The organism is Psychrobacter sp. 28M-43 (assembly GCF_014770435.1).
Taxonomy (GTDB): Bacteria; Pseudomonadota; Gammaproteobacteria; order Pseudomonadales; family Moraxellaceae; genus Psychrobacter.
This window is the reverse complement of the sequence record NZ_CP061739.1, coordinates 703,234-726,901: the sequence shown is the minus strand read 5'-3', so window position 1 is coordinate 726,901 and position 23,668 is coordinate 703,234. Positions and strand designations below refer to the sequence as shown.

16 protein-coding genes, 2 tRNA genes, 3 rRNA genes and 1 pseudogene are annotated in these 23,668 nt (G+C 43.4%); 5 read left to right on the top strand and 17 right to left on the bottom strand.

Going from position 1 to position 23,668, the window contains the following annotated elements; translation table 11 throughout:
* The first annotated feature begins 284 nt into the window (after positions 1-284).
* On the top strand, positions 285-1,310 hold the full coding sequence (locus IEE84_RS03155) for a purine-nucleoside phosphorylase (protein WP_224737872.1): 1,026 nt from the start codon (positions 285-287) through the stop codon (positions 1,308-1,310).
* 994 nt (positions 1,311-2,304) lie between these two features.
* Here IEE84_RS03155 and rrf read toward each other — a convergent pair.
* From rrf to IEE84_RS03120, 7 genes are all read right to left on the bottom strand, one after another.
* A 5S ribosomal RNA gene (gene rrf, locus IEE84_RS03150) occupies positions 2,305-2,418 on the bottom strand.
* 185 nt (positions 2,419-2,603) lie between these two features.
* Positions 2,604-5,457 (bottom strand): 23S ribosomal RNA (locus IEE84_RS03145).
* A 347-nt stretch (positions 5,458-5,804) separates the two neighbouring features.
* Positions 5,805-5,880 (bottom strand) — tRNA-Ala (locus tag IEE84_RS03140).
* A 9-nt stretch (positions 5,881-5,889) separates the two neighbouring features.
* Positions 5,890-5,966: transfer RNA gene (locus tag IEE84_RS03135), tRNA-Ile, on the bottom strand.
* A 75-nt stretch (positions 5,967-6,041) separates the two neighbouring features.
* Positions 6,042-7,580, bottom strand: a 16S ribosomal RNA gene (locus tag IEE84_RS03130).
* The 16S, 23S and 5S rRNA genes sit together here with 2 tRNA genes alongside, the layout of an rRNA operon.
* Positions 7,581-8,356: 776 nt before the next feature.
* Positions 8,357-9,271, bottom strand: a complete 915-nt coding sequence (pssA, locus tag IEE84_RS03125) for a CDP-diacylglycerol--serine O-phosphatidyltransferase (protein ID WP_224737870.1) — start codon at positions 9,269-9,271, stop codon at positions 8,357-8,359.
* 26 nt (positions 9,272-9,297) lie between these two features.
* Entirely contained in the window at positions 9,298-10,185 is an 888-nt protein-coding gene (locus IEE84_RS03120) for a 23S rRNA (adenine(2030)-N(6))-methyltransferase RlmJ (protein ID WP_057758888.1), read from the bottom strand.
* A 141-nt stretch (positions 10,186-10,326) separates the two neighbouring features.
* On the opposite strand from IEE84_RS03120, the gene IEE84_RS03115 reads away from it, so the two are divergent.
* Together IEE84_RS03115 and dapE are read left to right on the top strand one after the other, a co-directional pair.
* Positions 10,327-11,082 carry a 2OG-Fe(II) oxygenase gene (locus IEE84_RS03115; RefSeq protein WP_191114816.1) on the top strand — a complete coding sequence of 252 codons (756 nt, stop codon included), beginning with the start codon at positions 10,327-10,329 and terminating at the stop codon, positions 11,080-11,082.
* Positions 11,083-11,144: 62 nt separating this feature from the next.
* Positions 11,145-12,362, top strand: coding sequence for a succinyl-diaminopimelate desuccinylase (gene dapE, locus IEE84_RS03110; RefSeq protein ID WP_191114815.1), 1,218 nt, complete (start codon positions 11,145-11,147; stop codon positions 12,360-12,362).
* A gap of 142 nt (positions 12,363-12,504) precedes the next feature.
* On the opposite strand, the gene IEE84_RS03105 is transcribed toward dapE, so the two are convergent.
* From IEE84_RS03105 to IEE84_RS03080, 6 genes are all read right to left on the bottom strand, one after another.
* Entirely contained in the window at positions 12,505-13,008 is a 504-nt protein-coding gene (locus IEE84_RS03105; protein ID WP_191114814.1) for a GyrI-like domain-containing protein, read from the bottom strand.
* A gap of 65 nt (positions 13,009-13,073) precedes the next feature.
* Entirely contained in the window at positions 13,074-13,283 is a 210-nt protein-coding gene (iscX, locus tag IEE84_RS03100) for a Fe-S cluster assembly protein IscX (protein ID WP_021812734.1), read from the bottom strand.
* A gap of 176 nt (positions 13,284-13,459) precedes the next feature.
* Entirely contained in the window at positions 13,460-13,996 is a 537-nt protein-coding gene (locus IEE84_RS03095) for an acyl-CoA thioesterase (protein WP_191114813.1), read from the bottom strand.
* A 279-nt stretch (positions 13,997-14,275) separates the two neighbouring features.
* On the bottom strand, positions 14,276-15,676 hold the full coding sequence (locus IEE84_RS03090) for an NAD(P)(+) transhydrogenase (Re/Si-specific) subunit beta (protein ID WP_101204835.1): 1,401 nt from the start codon (positions 15,674-15,676) through the stop codon (positions 14,276-14,278).
* On the bottom strand, positions 15,673-16,011 hold the full coding sequence (locus IEE84_RS03085; RefSeq protein WP_197707696.1) for a proton-translocating transhydrogenase family protein: 339 nt from the start codon (positions 16,009-16,011) through the stop codon (positions 15,673-15,675). The genes IEE84_RS03090 and IEE84_RS03085 overlap by 4 nt, the downstream gene beginning before the upstream one ends.
* 115 nt (positions 16,012-16,126) lie before the next feature.
* A complete protein-coding gene (locus tag IEE84_RS03080; protein WP_191114812.1) occupies positions 16,127-17,278 on the bottom strand; it encodes a Re/Si-specific NAD(P)(+) transhydrogenase subunit alpha in 1,152 nt (383 codons plus the stop codon).
* Between the two features lie 497 nt (positions 17,279-17,775).
* Here IEE84_RS03080 and yaaA (IEE84_RS03075) point away from each other — a divergent pair, with 497 nt between their 5' ends.
* On the top strand, positions 17,776-18,588 hold the full coding sequence (gene yaaA / locus IEE84_RS03075) for a peroxide stress protein YaaA (protein WP_191114811.1): 813 nt from the start codon (positions 17,776-17,778) through the stop codon (positions 18,586-18,588).
* A gap of 94 nt (positions 18,589-18,682) precedes the next feature.
* Here yaaA (IEE84_RS03075) and IEE84_RS03070 read toward each other — a convergent pair whose 3' ends face one another.
* On the bottom strand, positions 18,683-20,296 hold the full coding sequence (locus IEE84_RS03070; protein ID WP_191114810.1) for a glucosamine inositolphosphorylceramide transferase family protein: 1,614 nt from the start codon (positions 20,294-20,296) through the stop codon (positions 18,683-18,685).
* 257 nt (positions 20,297-20,553) lie between these two features.
* On the opposite strand from IEE84_RS03070, the pseudogene yaaA (IEE84_RS03065) reads away from it, so the two are divergent.
* Positions 20,554-20,745 (top strand): annotated as a pseudogene (gene yaaA / locus IEE84_RS03065) (peroxide stress protein YaaA); the annotation flags it as partial.
* A gap of 98 nt (positions 20,746-20,843) precedes the next feature.
* Here the strand turns inward: yaaA (IEE84_RS03065) and IEE84_RS03060 are convergent.
* From IEE84_RS03060 to IEE84_RS03050, 3 genes are all read right to left on the bottom strand, one after another.
* Positions 20,844-21,434 (bottom strand): glutathione S-transferase family protein, encoded by a 591-nt coding sequence (locus IEE84_RS03060; RefSeq protein WP_267442913.1) that lies wholly within the window; start codon positions 21,432-21,434, stop codon positions 20,844-20,846.
* A gap of 103 nt (positions 21,435-21,537) precedes the next feature.
* A complete protein-coding gene (locus IEE84_RS03055; RefSeq protein WP_224737867.1) occupies positions 21,538-22,716 on the bottom strand; it encodes an amino acid aminotransferase in 1,179 nt (392 codons plus the stop codon).
* A gap of 18 nt (positions 22,717-22,734) precedes the next feature.
* Positions 22,735-23,652 carry a DMT family transporter gene (locus tag IEE84_RS03050; protein ID WP_224737865.1) on the bottom strand — a complete coding sequence of 306 codons (918 nt, stop codon included), beginning with the start codon at positions 23,650-23,652 and terminating at the stop codon, positions 22,735-22,737.
* Positions 23,653-23,668: the final 16 nt, after the last annotated feature.

Here is a 23,668-nt window from a genome sequence, read left to right as displayed (position 1 = left end):
ATTTAGATTTGGTAATGCATAAATAATTCTATACCCGAAACGCTTTATCGAAAAATATAACTGCACGGCGTAAATAGTTAAATAAAATCAGTAAAAAGGGAAACTCTGTTCCAACCAAAACCTTTTGACCTACCCTCTACACTGGCCGAATGCTCCAGCCTATCTACAGATCATGCTATTCTATGTTGAATATATATAAGCATTTATTTAGTTTTAGCAAGTTTTTTAGTTATTGCTAATTAAATTATAAATCCAGACTCAAATACTTTGAATAGGCGTTCCATATGTTTATAAAAAAACATTTTTTTCATTTATCTATTTTTACCATGATATTCATGTTTTGCAATAGTGCACAAGCTGAAACTCATCAAGATAAAATCCAAGTAAAGGTATTTATCGCAGCGATGTTTGAAATTGGTGAAAATAGTGGAGATAAAGCAGGCGAATTTCAGCATTGGTATAATCAATATTTTACAGATAGTAAGCCTATAAAAGTAGAAGGCGCTCATAGCCCAGTTTATTGTAACTCCGAAGGTGTCTGTGGTTCGGTATTAGGGATGGGTAAAGTAGGATCTTCAGCATCCATGCAAGCAATCACACTTTCTCCTAAATTTGACTTTAGCAAAAGCTACTTCGTTCTAAGCGGTGTCGCAGGAACACCACCGAGTAAAGGCACGATAGGTGATGTCAGCTGGGCATCTTGGCTCGTAGATTACGACTTAGGTCACCGCTGGAAAGCTGAAGAAGGTGAAAAAGGTGCACCTACGTTTACTCCCCGCAAAGGCTATGAAGATATTCGCCGCTATCAACTTAACTCTGAACTACTAAAATGGAATTTACATCTAAGCCAATCAGTTGCTTTAAAAGATTCAAAAGAAGCCAGCGCCTATCGAATGAAATATCCTGATGCAGCAGCACGACGGAGCCCAGCTATAACCGTAGGCACTCATATGACAGGAGATACCTTTTTTCATGGTCCAGGACTGTCAAAACAAGCGCAATATATAGCTGAACTATATAATGCAGATGATTACATTATCACTGAAATGGAAGCCGCTGCAATAGCACAAGTACTTAACAGAACAGTAGGTATTGAACGCATAATGAGCTTACGTGGTGCAGTGAATTTTGACCAAGGTAATCCAAATGAGACTACGCTTCAACATCTAGATCCAGCGCCAGGAGAAACAGCTGGTGGCTTTGCAGAAACAGTAGAAAATATCGTGCTAGTAGGATCAAAAACTATCGATCACATCGTTGACAACTGGGATGTCTGGGAAAAAGGTGTGCCAGAATTCAAAGAAGAATAAAGAACTCCAAGATAAATTTTAAGTAATACAACAGACAGTTAATAGTTAGCAGTCAGTAAGTAAGTAGTTTCTAGAATGGGTTTACGCTCATTTTAGAAACTACTATGGCCTATAGATTTACTATCACTATAGCTCTTCCATTATAGATTCGTTAGAAAATAATTAAGCCTTCGACCGGCTTACGCTCGTTAGATAGTATACGATTAAGTAAACTACAAGATTCATCCTTGGTATAGACCTCTATTCAATATAAAGATTTTTATAAAGCCAATCAATCAAGGTATTATGAACAGATAACTAATCAAATTCATATGCTAGATATAAAGTCTCCACCTCTATCAACAGAACCCTGCTTAAGATAAAAACATCACTCCGCTCAATAATTAAGATACCGCATCACTCGCAGTAAAGGGTACTTATCCCAATATCAATGCTAATACCTCACGGCTCTCTCCTTTATCATACTAAAAGGGTAGAAGCGGATATTTTGGCGTCGTTTATCGCTTATAAACTCTACTGGCTAGGTATAAATCTAATACATTTGGTTAGATTGAATAGCATAGTCTTGCCTGATGATAGATATTTCTTTTGTCTTAGGGCACGGGTTTCGCTTTAAAATAGTACATACGCAATGAAAGCATCTGTGATTCTGTCAGTAGTAAGGTTCGCATATACGTTATAGTATTGGCAAAATAATTTTTAATGTTAGATAAAGAAAAGCCCTCTTCGCGTTAGCGAAGAGGGCTTTATTTAGAATAGAGAGCTGACGAACGAGAAGAGCGCCGTTAAAGCAAAACATTGCTTTGCTAGGCAGCGCAAGAGCTATCTACAGGCATAGCCTTTCATCTTGCGCTGCTGACGACTGTCTGGGAGACAGTCGTTATTCCTTGCTCACCTTTAAATAGGATTTTCTGCTTAGGTAACCGGGAATAAAATATAGACGCAAAGAAAATCCCCCGGCTAGGTAACTAGTCGGGGGATATTCAGAATAGAGAGCTGACGATGACCTACTCTCACATGGGCGAACCACACTACCATTGGCGCTACGATGTTTCACTTCTGAGTTCGGGAAGGGATCAGGTGGGGCCATCGCGCTATTGTCGTCAGCAAAGGGGGTTAGATATGAGTCTGTTATTGTTTTTATTGACATCAAGTTTGAGCTTGTTGTCGATCAACTTGTAACCTAACTGAATCAAGGTTAAAGGTGATATCGAAATATTCTTTCTTTATTCTATAGCCTGAGCTATACAAGATAGATTAATTAGACTTGTATACAAACCACTTGGGTGTTGTATGGTCAAGCCAAACGAGCAATTAGTACAGGTTAGCTACACGCATCGCTGCGCTTCCACACCCTGCCTATCAACGTCCTAGTCTTGAACGGCTCTTTAAAGAAATCTCATCTTGTGGTGGGTTTCGCGCTTATATGCTTTCAGCGCTTATCCCTTCCCAACGTAGCTACTCTGCAATGCTCCTGGCGGAACAACAGATACACCAGAGGTTAGTCCAACTCGGTCCTCTCGTACTAGAGTCAGATCCACTCAAATTTCTAACGCCCACTGTAGATAGAGACCGAACTGTCTCACGACGTTCTGAACCCAGCTCGCGTGCCACTTTAATGGGCGAACAGCCCAACCCTTGGGACCTTCTCCAGCCCCAGGATGTGACGAGCCGACATCGAGGTGCCAAACCCCCCCGTCGATATGAGCTCTTGGGGGAGATCAGCCTGTTATCCCCGGCGTACCTTTTATCCTTTGAGCGATGGCCCTTCCATACGGAACCACCGGATCACTATGCTCTACTTTCGTACCTGATCGACTTGTAGGTCTCTCAGTCAAGCTCCCTTATGCCATTGCACTCTACGCACGGTTACCAAGCGTGCTGAGGGAACCTTTAGAAGCCTCCGTTACTCTTTTGGAGGCGACCACCCCAGTCAAACTACCCACCAAGCACTGTCCCTTCATTGAAGGTTAGACTCTAGACAAGCAAAGGGTGGTATTTCAACAATGACTCCACAACGCCTAGCGACGCCGCTTCAAAGTCTCCCACCTATCCTACACATTACTTATCCAAAACCAATACTAAGCTATAGTAAAGGTGCACGGGGTCTTTTCGTCCCACAGCGGGTAATCGGCATCTTCACCGATACTACAATTTCACCGAGCTCATGGCTGAGACAGTGTCCAGATCGTTGCACCATTCGTGCAGGTCGGAACTTACCCGACAAGGAATTTCGCTACCTTAGGACCGTTATAGTTACGGCCGCCGTTTACTGGGGCTTCATTTTAGATCTTCGCCGAAGCTAAACCCTCCACTTAACCTTCCAGCACCGGGCAGGTGTCAGGCCATATACGTCATCTTTCAATTTAGCATAGCCCTGTGTTTTTGATAAACAGTCGCAGCGGCCTGGTATCTTCGACCGGCATGAGCTTACGGGGTAAACCCTTCACCCTCACCGGCGCACCTTCTCCCGAAGTTACGGTGCCATTTTGCCTAGTTCCTTCAGCAGAGTTCTCTCAAGCGCCTTGGTATTCTCTACCCGACCACCTGTGTCGGTTTAGGGTACGGTTCCTAGTTACCTGAAGCTTAGAGGCTTTTCCTGGAAGCATGGCATCAACCACTTCTCCTTCTAAAAGAAGGGATCGTCATCAGCTCTCGGCCTTAACTGTCCGGATTTACCTAAACAGTCAGCCTACCACCTTAAACTTGGACAACCAACGCCAAGCTGGCCTAGCCTTCTCCGTCCCCCCATCGCAGTAACTAGAAGTACGGGAATATTAACCCGTTTCCCATCGACTACGCCTTTCAGCCTCGCCTTAGGGACCGACTCACCCTGCGTCGATTAACGTTGCGCAGGAACCCTTGGTCTTTCGGCGTGCGAGTTTTTCACTCGCATTGTCGTTACTCATGTCAGCATTCGCACTTCTGATACCTCCAGCAAGCTTCTCAACTCACCTTCACAGGCTTACAGAACGCTCCTCTACCGCATCACCAAAGGTGATACCCGTAGCTTCGGTGCCTGGTTTGAGCCCCGTTACATCTTCCGCGCAGGCCGACTCGACTAGTGAGCTATTACGCTTTCTTTAAAGGGTGGCTGCTTCTAAGCCAACCTCCTAGCTGTCTAAGCCTTCCCACATCGTTTACCACTTAACCAGGACTTTGGGACCTTAGCTGACGGTCTGGGTTGTTTCCCTTTTCACGACGGACGTTAGCACCCGCCGTGTGTCTCCCATGCTCGGCACTTCTGGGTATTCGGAGTTTGCATCGGTTTGGTAAGTCGGGATGACCCCCTAGCCGAAACAGTGCTCTACCCCCCAGAGTGATACATGAGGCGCTACCTAAATAGCTTTCGAGGAGAACCAGCTATCTCCGAGCTTGATTAGCCTTTCACTCCGATCCACAAGTCATCCCCTGCCTTTTCAACGGAAGTGGGTTCGGTCCTCCAGTCAGTGTTACCTAACCTTCAACCTGCTCATGGATAGATCGCCCGGTTTCGGGTCTATTCCCAGCGACTAAACGCCCTATTAAGACTCGCTTTCGCTACGCCTCCCCTATTCGGTTAAGCTCGCCACTGAAAATAAGTCGCTGACCCATTATACAAAAGGTACGCAGTCACCCAACAAAGTGGGCTCCCACTGCTTGTACGCATACGGTTTCAGGTTCTATTTCACTCCCCTCTCCGGGGTTCTTTTCGCCTTTCCCTCACGGTACTGGTTCACTATCGGTCAGTCAGGAGTATTTAGCCTTGGAGGATGGTCCCCCCATATTCAGACAGGGTTTCTCGTGCCCCGTCCTACTCGATTTGATTGATTCTAAGGTTTCGCGTACAGGGCTATCACCCACTATGGCCGCACTTTCCAGAGCGTTCCGCTACTCTCAAATCAACTCAAGGGCTGGTCCCCGTTCGCTCGCCACTACTAAGGGAATCTCGGTTGATTTCTTTTCCTCAGGGTACTTAGATGTTTCACTTCCCCTCGTTCGCTTCCTAATAAATTAGGATACCTACCTTATGGTAAGTGGGTTTCCCCATTCAGATATCTCCGGATCACAGGATATTGCCGCCTCCCCGAAGCTTATCGCAGGCTGTCACGTCTTTCATCGCCTCTGACTGCCAAGGCATCCACCATGTGCGCTTCATTACTTGACCATACAACCCCAAGTAGTCTTTCGACTTCTAAGTGTCATACAATCTAATTATGATAACGATATCACCTATGTTTATACGCTTGATTCAGTTCTCTTTACTTTTTTTAATAACTCACCCCTGGGATAACAACTGATGTCGTTAAGAGGTGAGTTATTAAGGTTAAGAAGTGCGCGTGAACACGCTCTTCTTAACCCAGACTCATATCTATGTTTTTAAATAGTCTCTATGCTCTCGTCGAGTCACAGATTCTGTATAAAACAGAAAGAAGTAATCATTAACAATCACTTATTTCTATTTAATACCTATTTATTTATTGGCATCTAAAGCTTACTTAACCGTCTTAGTAGTGGTGGAGCCAAACGGAGTCGAACCGTTGACCTCCTGCGTGCAAGGCAGGCGCTCTACCAACTGAGCTATGGCCCCATTGTAAAATGGTGGGTCTAGGTGGACTTGAACCACCGACCCCCGCGTTATCAACACGGTGCTCTAACCAGCTGAGCTACAGACCCTAATACGTTTGTTAAAAACGTAAGCTTAAACTAAAGAACAACTTGTTGTGAATTCTTGCTGACCGAATGCGTCTATAAGGAGGTGATCCAGCCGCAGGTTCCCCTACGGCTACCTTGTTACGACTTCACCCCAGTCATCAACCACACCGTGGTGAACGCCTCCCCGAAGGTTAAGCTATCCACTTCTGGTGCAATCAACTCCCATGGTGTGACGGGCGGTGTGTACAAGGCCCGGGAACGTATTCACCGCGGCATTCTGATCCGCGATTACTAGCGATTCCTACTTCATGGAGTCGAGTTGCAGACTCCAATCTGGACTACGATAGGCTTTTTGAGATTCGCATCACATCGCTGTGTAGCTGCCCTCTGTACCTACCATTGTAGCACGTGTGTAGCCCTGGTCGTAAGGGCCATGATGACTTGACGTCGTCCCCGCCTTCCTCCAGTTTGTCACTGGCAGTATCCTTAGAGTTCCCGGCTTAACCCGCTGGTAACTAAGGACAAGGGTTGCGCTCGTTGCGGGACTTAACCCAACATCTCACGACACGAGCTGACGACAGCCATGCAGCACCTGTATTCTAATTCCCGAAGGCACTCCCGCATCTCTGCAGGATTCTAGATATGTCAAGACCAGGTAAGGTTCTTCGCGTTGCATCGAATTAAACCACATGCTCCACCGCTTGTGCGGGCCCCCGTCAATTCATTTGAGTTTTAACCTTGCGGCCGTACTCCCCAGGCGGTCTACTTATTGCGTTAGCTGCGTCACTAAGTCCTCAAGGGACCCAACGACTAGTAGACATCGTTTACGGCGTGGACTACCAGGGTATCTAATCCTGTTTGCTACCCACGCTTTCGAGCCTCAGTGTCAGTATGATGCCAGGAAGCTGCCTTCGCCATCGGTATTCCTTCAGATCTCTACGCATTTCACCGCTACACCTGAAATTCTACTTCCCTCTCACCTACTCTAGCCTAACAGTTTCAGATGCAGTTCCCAGGTTAAGCCCGGGGATTTCACATCTGACTTATCAAGCCACCTACGCTCGCTTTACGCCCAGTAATTCCGATTAACGCTTGCACCCTCTGTATTACCGCGGCTGCTGGCACAGAGTTAGCCGGTGCTTATTCTGCAGCTAATGTCATCGTCTCCGGGTATTAACCGAAGAGTCTTCTTCACTGCTTAAAGTGCTTTACAACCAAAAGGCCTTCTTCACACACGCGGCATGGCTGGATCAGGGTTTCCCCCATTGTCCAATATTCCCCACTGCTGCCTCCCGTAGGAGTCCGGGCCGTGTCTCAGTCCCGGTGTGGCTGATCATCCTCTCAGACCAGCTACAGATCGTCGCCATGGTAGGCCTTTACCCCACCATCTAGCTAATCCGACTTAGGCTCATCTAATAGCGAGAGCAGTAAACTGCCCCCTTTCTCCCGTAGGTCGTATGCGGTATTAATACGAGTTTCCCCGTGCTATCCCCCACTACTAGGTAGATTCCTAAGTATTACTCACCCGTCCGCCGCTCGACGCCTGGTAGCAAGCTACCATCGTTTCCGCTCGACTTGCATGTGTTAAGCCTGCCGCCAGCGTTCAATCTGAGCCATGATCAAACTCTTCAGTTTAATCTTGCTATGAAGCTCTTTAAAGAAGCTTCTAAACTTGGCTCATTTAATCTGGCAAAATCGCTAAAAATTATGTTCGTAATGAATTAACTTTGAGTTTTTCTGCTGTCTTAAATGATAATTTTTATAGTTAATAATCTTCCCGAAAAGAAAAGATAGTCAACTTTATTTTTTAGCATTCTGAATCAGCAAAAATCCACACAAGTTGTTCTTTAGTTATGCTTTTAAATAATGTCTGACACTGTCGTCCAGTGCTAGTATTTCAAACTAAACAAGTCAGCCAATGTGGCTTATCCTATTTAGCGAGCTGACCATCATATCATGTTTTAATAGTCTGTCAACTTCTTTTTTTAATTTGTTTCAACAAGTTAACTGGGTTATTAATGTGTAATCTACACACTAGCTACTTCCAGCTCGTCTTGATGAGGTGCGTATTATAGACGCTATATTTATTTAGTCAAGAAGTATTTTCTATTTAATTCAAACAATTTATATCGTTCAAATCAGTATCCCACTTCCCTTTCGACTGGGTGGCATTATACGGAATTTTAAATGGAAAACAAGGAAACTCTATAAATAATCTCAGTTATTTTCTATCAGCGATACTCTATTTACCTAACCTATTGTTATCGCTATCAAACTTTAAATACTGTTTTTTATATTTGTAGATTGATCTTGTTTACAGTGGCTGACGTACTCTAGAAATATATAGAGCATACAAAAAAAAGGAACTTACCTGACGGTAAGTTCCTTTATGTAGAACCTGAATACAGTGTCTAGCTTTTCACTTTCGTTTTAATCGTAGTCACGATACCTGATAGTGCATAAATAATACCGATAGCTAAGATACCAACAGGAATATCATAGAGCACAATGCTCATGACTAGTACTCCAATGATAAGCACTACAAAAGGTACTTTCTTTTTGTCAAATTCTTTAAAGCTATAGTATTTGACATTGCTGACCATCAGTAGACCACAGGTCACTACCCAAGCTGCAAACAATAGCATGACAGCTGTATCGTATTGACCAATCCACTCGTTATGATCGACTGCAACCATCACGGCAGATGTCACCAATATGGCAGCAAGCGGACTGGCTAAACCAACAAAGTATTTTTTATCAACAATACCGACCTGAACATTAAAGCGTGCAAGGCGAAAAGCAGCACAAGCAGTAAAGACAAACGCACAGCCAATGCCGATACGACCTAAAGGCTCTAAAGCAAAGCTATAAATCAGAATAGCAGGGGCAACGCCAAACGCTAGCATATCTGCTAAAGAGTCATATTGCTCACCAAATGGACTTTGCGCATTGAGCATACGTGCGACACGTCCATCTGCGCCATCAAGAATAGCGGATAAAAAGATAGCCAAAGCTGCCTTATAGAACTCGCCTTGGGTACTCGCTAAAATCGAGTAAAAGCCTGACAGTAGCGATAAGGTAGTGATCAGATTGGGCGCCAAATAGACACCGCGACTAACCACTCGCTTACCTTCGGCTACTTCAGCTTCAATCACCTCAAATGTCAAACCATCATAGCTATCGTTATCCGCTAGGCGGATATTAAACTCGTGCTCATCGATAAACGGTGGCTGTGTCGCTGCATTATCTTGCAGCGAGCCGTCGTTTAGCGATGAATTGTTCAAAGGTGCACTATTCGGTTGGCCGATAGGTGGCTGAATCGTCATCTTAATATCCTTATTGGCCGTTATTGCTATTCGCCGACGAGCCAGCGCACATTGGTCGCACTATCAGGCGTCAAGTTTGGCGCGTCTTCTACTTTTAGTACTGGCTGTAGGAAACGTAGTATCTCACGTGCATGGTTATCAAACTGCCATGGCGGATTGATAACCAATAGACCTGTACCGTTCAGACCAACTGCAACATCATTAGGATAAATGTTTAGCTCACAAACCAGCTGACGTCTCATTTCAGTACGTTTGAGCTTTTTATAGAAGAGCTCTACGGCTTCGATATTTTTGATTGGGAACCAAAGCGCATAAGTACCCTGTGGCCATTTGTTATAAGCCGCGACTAATAAATCGATCAGGCGCGTAAAATCTTTGTGCTCTTGCTCATAAGGAGGATCAAGGAAAATCAAACCGCGCTTTTCTTTTGGCGGAATAACAGCAGTGATACCTTCAAAAGCATCACGATGCTGAATACCAATTGGCAACTTATGTAGCTGATAGTTCAACGCATCGTATTCAGTCGCTTTGGCTTCAAAAGCCTCAGCACGCACGCCAGCATCAGGCTTTTTAGCTGCGGTTTTTTCGACGTGATGGGCTACCCACCATGGCGAACCAGGGTAGACTTTATTGTCGTAAGTGAATTTGGCCTGCTTAATGCCTTCCATATAATCTTTGACAGCAGCTGGGGCTTTTTCGGTATCTGCTTTTAGAAAAGCTTGAATACCGCCTTTGGCTTCACCTGTTTTGCGCGCTTCTTCACTGCTTAGTGAATACAGTCCACGACCGCCATAAGCGTCAAGCACATAAAAAGGTTTGTTTTTCTGCCCCAGTTGATTAAGCAGTTGTACCAATAAAATGTGTTTAACCACATCAGCAAAGTTACCAGCGTGGTAGGCGTGTTTATAGTTCATAATCTCAAAAGTTTAAATAAGAAAAATTGCATCTATGGTAGCATAGGCAGAGTAAAAGATAATGTGGTTTTAGTAAGTGCTTTCAATAAAAACGTATTGAATGACGGTATATTGACAGCTGATTGATAATAATGAGATGAAATGACGCAGATTATTAGCAACCTTAACAAGACAGCGTTGGTCGTTGATCATCCGATAGGTCAGGATAATCCACCATTACTGCTGCCAGATACTCATAATGATAGCCAAGAAATTCCTACTCAGCACGTATTGCAGATGTCTGACTTTGCGGTGGACTGGGAAGATAAGCTGACGGATAACCAGCTCGATACCTTTGTCACTGATGGCTGGCTCATTATTGATGATGTATTCAATAGTACTGCCTTATTAGCACTACAAGCAGAAAGCGGTTTTATTGACTATCGTGATGCAGAGCTGACCGCGGGTGTTCGCATCAGTGATATTCGCGGCGATAGAATACGCTGGATTACTGAAGACTTTTTTGCAGGCTATTACTATCTACAAAGCATCAATGCTTTGGCCTCGCTATTTAATCGTAGTTTATTCGCTGGTATTCGCCATAGTGAAGCGCATTATGCGTGCTATCCGACTGGTTTTGGCTATCAGTGGCACAGTGACAACCCTGCTGGACGTGATGAACGTGTTATCTCGGCAGTGTTTTATCTCAATGATAATTGGGAAGCAACCGACGGCGGTGCGCTAGAAGTCGTTGATAAGCATGGCACGCATCATGAAGTGATGCCCGTTGCCAATAGACTGATTATTTTTGATAGTGATTTACGTCATCAAGTACAAACTGCGCATCGCCAACGCTACTCTATCGCTACTTGGATGCGCCGTGACGGTCTTGTACCCTTTGTCGAAGTAGCCGTTTAGCATTTATCCTCTAATCTTTATTTATATTTACCATTTCAATTTATTCTACAAAAGGCTTATCCATGTCTGACTCTCATAACCAATCAAGCGCATCTCAAAACACGACTCATCAGCAAGCAACCTTAGACTTAAGTATTGCACTGTTAGAGCGCCCTTCAGTGACACCCGATGACGATGGTTGCCAAGATATGTTATCAGCACGGTTAGAGCAGGCAGGTTTTGATTGCGAGTTTATGTATTTTGGTGATAGAAAACAAAGCGGTGAACATGCCGAAGTCAAAAACTTGTGGGCACGACGTGGTACTACCGATCCAGTGATTTGCTTTGCTGGGCATACTGATGTCGTACCAACAGGTGACGAAAAAAACTGGACCTACCCACCATTTACCCCGACCATCGCTGATGGGTACTTATGGGCACGCGGTGCTGCCGATATGAAAACTGGTATTGCAGCTTTTACTGTTGCAGCTGAACGTTTCGTCGCCAATCATCCTGAGCACAATGGCTCTATTGCTTTTTTAATTACTTCAGATGAAGAAGGCCCGTCAATTAATGGTACGGTTAAAGTAATCGAGACCCTAGAAGAGCGTCAAGAAAAAATCACTTACTGTCTCGTTGGCGAGCCTTCGAGCACTGATACGTTAGGCGATATCATCAAAAACGGTCGTCGTGGCTCGCTAGGTGCAGAGCTTACCGTTACAGGCAAACAAGGCCATGTCGCCTATCCACATCTGGCATCTAATCCGATTCATGCGGCGATGTCTGCCCTTGCTGAACTGACGTCTACCGCATGGGACAATGGCAATGACTATTTCCCGGCCACCTCATTGCAAATATCAAATATCAATGGCGGTACAGGCGCAACCAATGTCATTCCTGAAACGCTAAACGTGGTCTTTAACTTCCGTTTCTCAACTGAAACGACTGAAGATGAGCTAAAGGCAAAGACGCATGCTATCTTTGATAAATACTTTGCCAACAGTAAAGCGAGCTACGATATTCATTGGAAATTATCTGGTCAGCCGTTCTTAACCCCTGAAGGAAAACTGGTTTCGGCATGTCAGAACGCCATCAAAAAAGTAACCGATGTCGATACCACATTATCAACTTCTGGTGGTACTTCCGATGGACGCTTCATCGCACCAACTGGTGCCCAAGTGGTCGAACTGGGTGTGCGTAATGCAACGATTCATCAAGTAGATGAAAAAGTAGAAGTCGATGATCTAGGAAAGCTTGCCCAGATTTACGAAGGCATTTTGGAAAATTTGTTGCTAGATTGAATGTAGTATTAATTGCGACTGTCTAATTGATGACATCCGCTCAAAGAAAAAAGCGCTACCTGATTTAGGTTAGCGCTTTTTTTGTCATTATTTTATCAAAAATGGCTTGATCAGCTTAAGTTACTTAAGTCAATTAATAGCTTTATTCAATACCAATATAGACATCAACTTGACCGTATTCTAAGTTACCACCGATATAATGCTCAAAGTCTACATTAAACGTTCGGGTATGCTCGCAATCGGGCGCATTGAAATACTCCCAAGCACTTTCCCATGCATTCATCACAGTGTTAGGCATATAACCTTCTTCAGAAAATACCAGGTACTTTCCTGCAGGAATATCAACCGTCACTACATTACTAGCATTGGCCACACTGTCGCTTTCTGATTGTGCATCTTGCTCGCTGGCTACTTTCCAACTGGCCACAACGTCAAACGCCCCTGCCAGATCATCGCTTTCGTAGTTGTGATAGACACCATAAATGTCTTCACCTTCAGGAAGTTCACCCGCGTGATTTTGATAAAATTTCTGCCATAATCTACCAAGTTTGGCAGTGTCATGGCTTATCTCAGCGTTGTTAGTGGTACGAACGCTGATACCGCGACAAGCTATCGCTTCTGGTAGCTCTTTAATTTGTGAGGTCATGATGCGGCCTTTTTTATCTGTTTATTTAGTTTTCTATTTATGGCAATGCTGGCAGATCGAATCGATTAATCTGCTTCATCAATCCAGTTCATTTGAATGGCTTCTAAGATGCCTTCATTTGATTTTTGTGGATCATCATCAAAGCCTTCAAGCTCAGTTACCCAGCGATGCAAATCAGTAAAGCGAATATACTGTGGATCTGTTTCTGGGAATTTTTCATAAAGCTCAATCGCGATATCTAAGCTGTCTGTCCATTTTAATTTTTGTGGTGTCATAACGGTACCTTATTTTTAGTCGTTTTGAGAATCATCATTTTAAAAACGATGCCATCGTCCTAATACTGACGACTTGATGGGCTCTATCCTACCAAAATTCAGCAAATGATTATAGCCAAGTTATTTTATGATGTTGTTTTCCAATACTGGGTTCCAATCCTGTTTTGCGATGTAGCTTAGGCTGACTTAGTCGATTTTACCGCGACTTGATGCTCATTCCATGTGTTAATGGTGTCTGTTAATTGCTCGCCCATCATATCTAATACTTCTGGTGTGCGCATACCTTTACTATCTGTAAAAACAAACTTGGTCATACCAACGCCCATCAGCTGGTTTTTGACAAAAAAACGATGCTCAAAATACACATATTTATGATCCCATCCTGCGACTACACTGCTAAGCGTCATTTTATCCAAAAATTTAATTTGCTTAAGATAAATCATCTCTTGCATGGCAATCACCCAATTCAGTGACTTAATGCCTTTTTCGTGACAGCACGCCTTTACCCAGCGTGTGACGTTGAGCTCAATAAATGATAAATAACGATAATTGGGTAAGTGATCGCGAAACCCCATATCATGTGGCAAAATTCGATAATGGCGGACGGTCGGTGCAGTCAATGTCTCTAGACTGATAGTTTCGCTCGTCGATTGATGCTTGAGCTGTTGCTTCAGTAAGCTAATCATAATAAAAAAACGCAGTAACATGTTCATAAATCTTTCTCTTATTTCATCGTATTTATAATTGGTGATTGTCTATCGTTGAAGCAGTTCACATGGGCTAAAAGATTAATCAAGCGCAAATCGTATAGTGAGTATATAAAGCACAGTTAATATTGTTATCATTAAAAACTGACCGTAATTGGAAATAATCTCAGTCTATAGTCGGCTCATAAATGTCGCCCACTTTAACGCAAAAAAAGCCACCTCAGTGACTTTCTTTATCTAAAAAATTATCTGCAAATAATAATGGTTAAAAACATAGCTTAGAGATTAATGACCGCCGCCATTGATAGTACGTACCATCTCTTCTACCATTTTCTTAGCATCGCCAAAGATCATCATGGTTTTATCCATGTAGAACAAGCTATTATCCAGACCTGCATAACCGGTACTCATTGAACGCTTGATGACCATGACCGTCTGCGCTTTGCTGACTTCTAGAATCGGCATACCGAAGATTGGAGAAGTAGGATCATCTTTCGCAGATGGATTCACAACGTCGTTTGCACCGATAACCAAGACCACATCTGTACTCGCAAAGTCTGAGTTAATCTCGTCCATTTCTAAAATGTCATCATAAGGGACATCAGCTTCAGCCAATAGGACGTTCATATGGCCTGGCATACGACCCGCAACCGGGTGAATAGCAAAGCGAACGTTAACACCTTCTTCTTTTAATAGTTCATATAGCTCTTTCACCGCATTCTGTGCACGGCCTTGTGCCATACCGTAACCTGGCACGATGACCACGCTACTAGCATTAGACATGAGAAATCCTGCATCCTCTGCTGAGCCCGCTTTGTAGTTCTTCGGTGCTCCATCATCGCCGCCTGCTGCTACAGCTGACGTACCCATGCCACCAAACAAGACATTAAGTAGTGAGCGGTTCATGGCTTTACACATGATGTAAGACAAAATCGCACCTGATGAACCAACTAGAGAACCTGCGATAATCAGCATCGAGTTGCCAAGCGTAAAACCAATACCTGCTGCTGCCCAACCTGAGAATGAGTTCAATAGCGATACAACTACTGGCATATCACCGCCGCCAATTGGCGCAATCCACATCCAACCAAAGATAACCGCAATCACTGCCATCGCATAAAATGCTGGTAATGAATCAGTGACGAAATACACCCCACCAAACCCAATCATCGCAATGAATAGTAGCGCTTGAACCGGTTTTACCCAGCCGCCAACCAATGTTTTCGCCCAGCTTTTCGCTGCCAATTTACCAAAGGCAAAGACCGAGGCTGAAAAGGTAATCGCACCGATGAAGCAACCGATAAATAGCTCGATACGAGCAACAGCACCATGCTGCTGTTCAGTGTGTAATACCGTTGCAAGTGCAATTGCAACCGCTGCTAAACCGACGAATGAATGCATCAAAGCAACCGTTTCTGGCATCTGGGTCATTGCGACTGTTTTCGCTTTCCACATACCAACGAGGGCACCCAATACCATCGCCCCGATAATCAACCAAAGCACAGGGCCTTCTGCTAAAAAGAAGGTTGTTACAACGGCAATCGCCATCGCTGCCATACCAAAACGGTTACCGCGAATCGCGGTCTTTGGACTAGACAAACCACGTAAGGTTAAAACAAAGAGAATAGCGCCGACTAGATAGAACCAATCTGCATTTGCCGCAATCATTGCTGAGAAGTCGTTCATGCATCACCTCCGGCATCAGTGGTTGCGACTGGCGCTTTTTTCACTTTCGGTTTAAACATCGCAAGCATACGCTCGGTCACGGCAAAGCCACCGAAAATATTGATACTGGCTAAAAATACCGCGAAGGCACCAAGCAAACTGGTCGGTGTAAACATTGAACCATCAATCGTGACGGTCTGTAGCATCGCACCCACGATGACGATACTTGATAAAGCGTTGGTTACCGCCATCAATGGTGTATGTAATGCAGGCGTAACGCCCCAAACCACGTAATATCCGACAAAAATAGCGAGCACAAATACAGTGAAAATCGCTACAAATGGTGTGCTACTCATGGCCGCACCGGCTGGCGCTGCAGCTAAAATAGTGGCAATCATCTAATCCTCCTAAAAATTTATTCATTACTGGCAAATGTGTAGTGACAAAACATGTGGTAATAGACTGTTCAAACTAGCGTTTGGCTAGTCGTACCTGACTGTCATGTGTCACTGCCAGTGCGCCCTGAATTTCGTCTTCCATGTCTAAGTTAAGTGCCAAGCTAGCTGATGCGTCATCGCCAGCAGGTGCAATCAATGTCGTAATAAAGTTAACAAGGTTATTGGCATACAAATCTGAAGACTGTGCGGCTAGCTGTGAAGGGATATTGGCGGCACCAACGATACGTACGCCGTTGTCTGTGGTGATGGTTTCGTTAGGCACGCTGCCTTCGACGTTACCACCGGTACCAGCAGCCATATCGATCAGTATGGAACCTGCCTTCATTTTGGCAAGCGTTGCACCATGTACCAGACGCGGTGCGTTACGGCCAGGAATCTGCGCCGTAGTAATAACGATGTCAGCGTTGCTGAGCGCTTTGTCCACGACAGCCGCTTGATCTTTGACATATTGCTCTGATGGCGTCCATGCATAACCACCGGTAGACTTAGCTGTTTCAGCCTCCTCTGCGCTCATCGGCACATCAAGCCATTTACCACCGAGTGATTCTACTTGCTCACGAGCGGTCGGACGTAAGTCACTGGCTTCTACCACTGCACCCAAACGCTTGGCTGTCGCAATTGCTTGTAAACCTGCAACACCAACACCTAAGATAACGACTTTGGCTGGCTTAACCGTACCCGCCGACGTCATAAACATCGGGAAAGGACGTGAATACTCATTGGCCGCGAGCAATACTGCTTTATAACCAGCAAGGTTGGCTTGTGACGACAATACGTCCATATTCTGTGCGCGTGACAGTGTACGAGGCAATAACTCCATCGCAAAGACTGTCGCGCCTTTGGCTGCATAAGTATCAAGCTGAGTGTTGCGATACGGGTCGAGCATGCCAATGACGATCTGACCATACGATAAGCTTTCAGTAGCTTCCGCTGGTAGGTCATTGACGGTGGTAATAATCTTAGACTGGGTAATCACCTCGGTACGACTACTGGCAATGTCGGCACCGGCAGCCTGATACAACTCATCAGCATAGTATGCTGCTTGGCCTGCACCTGACTGAACGACGACTTCAAACCCAAGTTTACGCAATTTTTTGACTGCGTCTGGGGTTATGGCTACACGGCTCTCGCTCGTGATATTTGCACTGATTACACCGATTTTCATACCGTCTCCTTACTTACGTCCAATGACTATATTTACGTCTCACGACTACCTTTAATACCCTCAACGCACATCTAAAAAGCACAGGGGACAAAACCCATTGATCATGATTAATCCATTACAGCGACCAAAGGTTATCAATTTAATAAATGATAGCTACTTTACCATCATGCCTTTTTATTATAGAGATATCGTTCGTCAAGTTTCATTGTCTAATGATGACCCACAAGTAAAATAAAAATTTAGGTATTTACACCATTGGCATACTTTTTGTTGGTATATTAAAGCCTTTTATTTTTCTGAAACACGCTTAGCCCTTATAGGTACAGGCCTGACTCCATTTATTCCCTAATGTTAAATCCGTTCTTTTATTAAACAAATAACGTCAATAAACATAAAATAAGCAAGGTGAAGTCAAGTTCCACCCATGCATACCGTATAATAAGAATACTTGACACTTAAAAAAACTCGTCATCGATTCATTATAATAAGGAATAACCATGTATTTTTTGCTCTCCCCTGCAAAATCCCTGAACGAAACAGATGCTATACCATTAAGTTTAGGCAACTATTATAGTCAGCCCGAACTAATCGAACGCTCACAAGAACTGATGAAAGTACTGAAGTCAAAAGAGCCTGTTGACCTCCAAGAATTGATGAGTATATCTGACGATTTGGCTCAGCTTAACGCCACGCGCAATCAACAATGGCATTGGAGTGAAGAGCAACCATTTACCAATGATGCCTCTGATAATGCCGCCAAGCCTGCAGGCTATTTATTCGATGGTGATGTCTATACTGGACTTGATATGTATCATATGGACAAAGATACCGCTACTTATGTCAATGAGCATTTAGGCATTTTGTCTGGATTGTATGGAGTACTAAAGCCACTAGATCTGATCCAGCCATATCGTTTAGAGATGGGCACCAAGCTAAAAAATGAGCGCGGTGACAATCTTTATGAATTTTGGGGTGAGGAAGTGACTAACGTTATCAATGCGCGTATGGCTGACAGCGATGACAAAACATTGGTTAATTTAGCTTCCAATGAATACTTTAAGGCGGTAAAGAAAAAAGCACTGAAGGCAGATATCATTACGCCACGATTTGAAGACGAGAAAAATGGTCAATATAAAGTGATTGGCTTTTATGCCAAAAAAGCACGTGGACTAATGGTGAAATATGCAGCAGATAACAAGCTGACCAATGCTGAGCAGCTAAAGCAGTTTGACTTGGCAGGATATTATTACTGTGAAGACGCGTCTGATGATAAGACTTGGACGTTTAGAAGAGATGCGGCGGATCAGTAGCTTGATATAATACGAGTCAAAATTATAAAAAACCCATCATAAGCCGAAACTTATGATGGGTTTCTTATTCTCCAACCACTAAAAATTTTAGGTCCTATACTCTAAAACGCAACTTATCCCTTGAAACATCCAGTACTACTGTTTCATTATAAACATTATAGGTATGGAGACGATCAATGTCAGTCTCCCAATTCGGCTCAATATAACGTACAAAGGTTTCTTTATAAGAGGTCGGTGTCAACTCTTCTACTAGATATAGAGCGACCCTACGCCCATATCTAAGAGTGCCATCCTGAGCAGTACGAAAGAGCTGACCGTTTTTTTGGAATAATGCGCCTGCTAATCGCGATCCACGCACATCAATCTTTAGAGGCGCCGAGGGATGAATACTCCAATTATCTACTTGCAGCTTGTCAGAGGTATAAATATACAGCTCTAAATCCATAGTAAATGCTGAAATTGAACCGTGAGTTGTGAAAAGATACCATAATCCATTATGCTCAATCACGGCGCTATCCACGGCCTGAACGTCTGAAACTAACTCATGAACTTTTTCCCACTTATACGGAAAATCTGTCGCTTTTAATAAGCTAATACAATTGGTTTTTGCAGCCTCTGGAATCATATAGACAGCATCTTCATACTCGAATACATTGGGAAAGCTTAAGTGCGTGCTAATACCCAAATCAGCTTGTCCTGAACCAATAACTTGATGGCTTCCATTCAGCTCTATCCACTCTATTCGACCAATATTCTCTTTGTAGTTCAAGCTTTCAAAAAATATGTAACGTCTTGAGTCGTGTTCAATATAAAAAGGATCGGCCCAAAAACATCCCTTTTCAGGTAGTATCTCCGTGTATGTTTGTATCGGCTGATCAGTAGAACCAATAAAAATACTCCAGTTGTTTAGATAAAGTCTTTTATAAAATCTTTTTATCATGTAGTTTTTTAGAAAATTCTGCAAATGTCGTATGGCCGTTAACTGTGGAGGCGTTTCATAAAGTGTGCGATCGTTAATTAAATTAATAAAATCTCCACTCTCGACGCCAATTTTATTTTTACGGAAGTACCAATACAGTATTGATGCTGCAACCCCTTTTAACTTATCCTCCGTCAAATTATAGTCCCAGTAAAACAAACTGCCATAACCTCTACCTACCACTTTGTGTACATCATGGTCCTTATTCAATAATTGCAGCGTCACGACACTATTTTCCCATTGCTCAGCAAATTGCCAATACAACGCAGGCCCGCCTCGCTGTATTCTTTCATCACCATAATGAAGTAAGAGAATGCCATGCTTCGTAACGCCTAGCGCTTTCCCTATTAAGTCTCGAAAATCCATACTCAGTAGGTAATCTAAATCTGTTGCCTGCAGTCTCTTAATCACTGAGTCTTCAATTTCATCATTGGATTTATCCTGTCTTGGTATTGATGTAACGACAGGCATTTTGCCATTTGGGACTAAATCATGAATAGAATAACGCTTGGTAGTCTTTTTAGCGTGAGAAAGAATAGAAAATAACTTTTGATTGATAGACGGTATAATCTTGGATATATGAGAGGGATTAGCTTGGTGTTCTGCACTTCGTTGGATAGCAATACAAACCTCAACTATACCTTCATCTACTAGAGATTTTAATGGCATAAATTTGTGCCATGCCAATGTTTCATCTTCTATAAATATTCCAAGCCTAATTTTTTTCATCGTTATCACATTAAATGGCACACGATAATTTGCGAATTCTGACCCGCAACACGTGTCCAAACTCCTTTTAAGTAAAGTGTCATTCCATTATATATTCAAATAATAGCATATATAGTAATACATGTTAAAAGAAACTCACTATTAAAGTTAGACGCAAAAAAAGCCCTGCTATCTTTCGATAAAGAGCTTTTAGTAGTCAAATAGACTTTATGACAAAATTATACTTTTAGCGAAACGCGTTTCATCGAGAAAGGTGAGAAAATGGTCAATATAAAGTGATTACCTTTTATGCCAAAAAAGCCCGTGGACTAATGGTCAAATATGCTGCTGATAATAAGCTGACCAATACTGAGCAGCTAAAGCAGTTTAATTTGGCAGAATATTATTACTGTGAAGAAGCGTCCGATAATAAGACGTGGACGTTTAGACGAGATGAATCAAGCCAGTAGCTTGATATAAAAATACATTTACTACAGTCACTAGAAGCATTGCATTCAGTGCTTCTAGCCCAATCATCAGATATCCTTTAGTTGAACATATGAACAGATCACAACAATCCTTCTTGTGCCATCATTTCCTTTATCGAGGCGCGGTTTAGCATGGCTTGATAGTGTGCATTTAGGTGTGTCCAATCCTGTGCTCGACTCGCATATCGCTGACTCCAATGAGCAATCATAAATAAATGAAAATCAGCCCCACTTAATTTATCGCCCAACAACCATGGACCATTATTTGCTAATCCCTTTTCAACAATACCCCAGCAGTGGGTTAGCACATCATTCGCTTTATCTTTCACTTGTTGCAAATTGTGCTCGCCGTTGATGTACTGCTCGGGATGTGCCCAGTGATTAGCGGCTTCTTGTAGTGTAGAAGACATCCAAAACAAATACCGGTAATAGACACCGCGCCTAGGGCATCCTGTGTCAGGTGCTAGCCCAGACTCTGGATGTTGATCTAACACATACATTAAAATTGCAGCAGACTCATAAATAACCTGCCCCTGATGCACCAACGTAGGTACCTTGCCATTTGGATTAATGGCAAGATATTCAGCTGATTTTTGCATGTTTTTAGACAGGTCTATTTCTATCATTTCATAAGACGCGCCTAACTCTTCAAAGACAGCATGGCTAGCCATATTGGCGCCACCCTTATCCCAATATAAAGTATAAATAGTCGTGTCCTTTTTGCTGTGGCGATTAATGCATAAAACCATTGCACTGAACGATAAAAATTATTATCTAACGTGAAATAATCGACATGATAGCGTCAGCCAGTTGAGGGATTTCCATCATTTTCAAACCGGCAATATTGATTCTACCATTTGGCATACCGTAGATAGCGAACTCATCTTGCAATAACAGCATTTGATTTTCTGTTAGCGGCAATAGAGAAAACATGCCTTTTTGTTGCGAGATGTCCGAAAACTCTGCAGGTGCACCTCTATCTTTTAATACTGTGCCTAATGCTTGGCGAATAGTATCTACCCTATCGCGGTAGCTTGCCAGCTCTACTAGCCAATCGTCTGGTTTGTCTAGTAAATAAGAAGCAACTGCAGCACCGTGATTGGGCGGCATAGAGTAGTTGGCGCGTGTGATGGTTTCTAAAAGTGTCTGTATATCTGCGTGACGCTCATGGTTCGTCGTTACCACCGTGGCAATACCCGTCCGCTCATTGTATAGACCCATATTTTTTGAACAGCTAGCGGCGATAAATGCAAAATCAGCGTCTTCAATGATTAGACGAAGACCTGCAGCATCGGTATCAGGATCATCTCCAAAACCTTGATACGCCATATCAATAAACGGGACAATATTTTTCTGTTTACATTTATCAGAAAACAGTTGCCACTGCTCTAAAGAAGGATCTATACCGGTAGGATTATGGCAGCACGCATGTAATAACAGCACGTCTCCTTCTTTTGCTTTTTCTAGCGCGGCAAAACACGCATCAATGTCTAACTGGCCATATTTATTTTGCCAAGGATACGTATTAACCGTTAACCCAGCACCTTCCATCAGCGGACGATGATTGATATAGCCAGGGTTACTGATCCAAACGGTTGAATCTGGGGAGAGTATAGCGATTAAATCAGCAATGAGTCGTAGCGCCCCTGATGCCCCAACCGTCTGAATCGTGCACTGGTCTTTTAGACTTGGACTGTCGCCCAGTACAAACTTTGCCATTTGCTGGTTAAAACTAGCGTTACCCGATAACATACCATAAGCCTTCGAATGAGCTTCATGAGCAAGATGCATTTCTGCGTCTTGCACGGTTTTCATCAGAGGTGTATTGCCATGCTCGTCTCGATAGACACCAACCAATAGATCTATTTTATGTTTACGCTGGTCAGCGCGAAACCTACCTAATAATGCCCATAGTGGATCACCATTGATAACAGGCATATTATCTAACATCATGATACTTCCTTAATTAGTTTATTTCGCTCGATTGGACAAGATGACACCAATGGTACTGAGTACGATGCCGCATATCATAATGACTGATAAAGACTCATTGAGTATCAGCGTAGCCAGTATAGCGGTTAATCCTGGGGACAAAGAGCCAAGTAATAAAGTACGAATGGAGCCCAGCTGTTTGACTGCATAAGAAAACGCAATGGTTGATACCACCCCTACACCAAGTCCTTGTACTAGGATAAACGGAAGCGCTTCATCAAAAGATACAGAACCTATATTGGTCTCTACGATACCAGACAGAACCATCACTAATGTCAGAAAGAACGAGGTATAAGAAAGTACGATAGCGATAGCTATTGGACTCAACTTGGTGCTTTTTAACCCTAAGGTATAACCCGCCCAAATCAGGCTTGCCATCAACAATAACGCCACACCGTACAGAAGACTATTAGGTATTGACTGTGCACGCCCGCCAATCATAGTAGCGATACCAAAGAGAATAAGGATTAATGCGGCAAATTTCCTCAATGATATTCGCTGACGATAAAAAATAAAAGACAATATTGCGGCAAAGAAGACTGGCGTACCTGTCAAAATAGTACCAACATAAGCTGCTGGTACCGTACTTGCACCAAAAGCGGCTAATAAAAGAAAAGGCACGCCACCAAGTAAAACGAACATGATATCTGGCAGTCTTATATTTTTGACTTCATGCCAACTAGAGAGTACCCAAGGAGTCAATAAGACCAGCGGTACACTGAAGCGAATGAGCATGACATCCGCAATACTTAGCGACGATGTACTAACCGCTCGTACAGTCAACGCAAATCCTGACCAAATCAATAAAACGACGCTCATCGCTATGTAGCCTTTGGTTAGTGGCGACATTATAAACAAAGGATTTTTGCGCGATGAGGGATGGAATATCGTATTCATAGTCGTGTCTTATGCT

Excerpts from the sequence above, each read along its gene's own strand:
- IEE84_RS03050 (WP_224737865.1), bottom strand. The coding sequence starts at position 23,652 with ATGAATACGATATTCCATCCCTCATCGCGCAAAAATCCTTTGTTTATA.
- IEE84_RS03060 (WP_267442913.1), bottom strand. The coding sequence starts at position 21,434 with ATGGCTAGCCATGCTGTCTTTGAAGAGTTAGGCGCGTCTTATGAAATG.
- IEE84_RS03080 (WP_191114812.1), bottom strand. The coding sequence starts at position 17,278 with ATGAAAATCGGTGTAATCAGTGCAAATATCACGAGCGAGAGCCGTGTA.
- IEE84_RS03055 (WP_224737867.1), bottom strand. The coding sequence starts at position 22,716 with ATGATGTTAGATAATATGCCTGTTATCAATGGTGATCCACTATGGGCA.
- IEE84_RS03070 (WP_191114810.1), bottom strand. The coding sequence starts at position 20,296 with ATGAAAAAAATTAGGCTTGGAATATTTATAGAAGATGAAACATTGGCA.
- IEE84_RS03085 (WP_197707696.1), bottom strand. The coding sequence starts at position 16,011 with ATGAGTAGCACACCATTTGTAGCGATTTTCACTGTATTTGTGCTCGCT.
- IEE84_RS03120 (WP_057758888.1), bottom strand. The coding sequence starts at position 10,185 with ATGAACTATAAACACGCCTACCACGCTGGTAACTTTGCTGATGTGGTT.
- iscX (WP_021812734.1), bottom strand. The coding sequence starts at position 13,283 with ATGACACCACAAAAATTAAAATGGACAGACAGCTTAGATATCGCGATT.
- pssA (WP_224737870.1), bottom strand. The coding sequence starts at position 9,271 with ATGACGATTCAGCCACCTATCGGCCAACCGAATAGTGCACCTTTGAAC.
- dapE (WP_191114815.1), top strand. The coding sequence starts at position 11,145 with ATGTCTGACTCTCATAACCAATCAAGCGCATCTCAAAACACGACTCAT.
- IEE84_RS03105 (WP_191114814.1), bottom strand. The coding sequence starts at position 13,008 with ATGACCTCACAAATTAAAGAGCTACCAGAAGCGATAGCTTGTCGCGGT.
- yaaA (WP_191114811.1), top strand. The coding sequence starts at position 17,776 with ATGTATTTTTTGCTCTCCCCTGCAAAATCCCTGAACGAAACAGATGCT.
- IEE84_RS03090 (WP_101204835.1), bottom strand. The coding sequence starts at position 15,676 with ATGAACGACTTCTCAGCAATGATTGCGGCAAATGCAGATTGGTTCTAT.
- IEE84_RS03095 (WP_191114813.1), bottom strand. The coding sequence starts at position 13,996 with ATGAACATGTTACTGCGTTTTTTTATTATGATTAGCTTACTGAAGCAA.
- IEE84_RS03115 (WP_191114816.1), top strand. The coding sequence starts at position 10,327 with ATGACGCAGATTATTAGCAACCTTAACAAGACAGCGTTGGTCGTTGAT.
- IEE84_RS03155 (WP_224737872.1), top strand. The coding sequence starts at position 285 with ATGTTTATAAAAAAACATTTTTTTCATTTATCTATTTTTACCATGATA.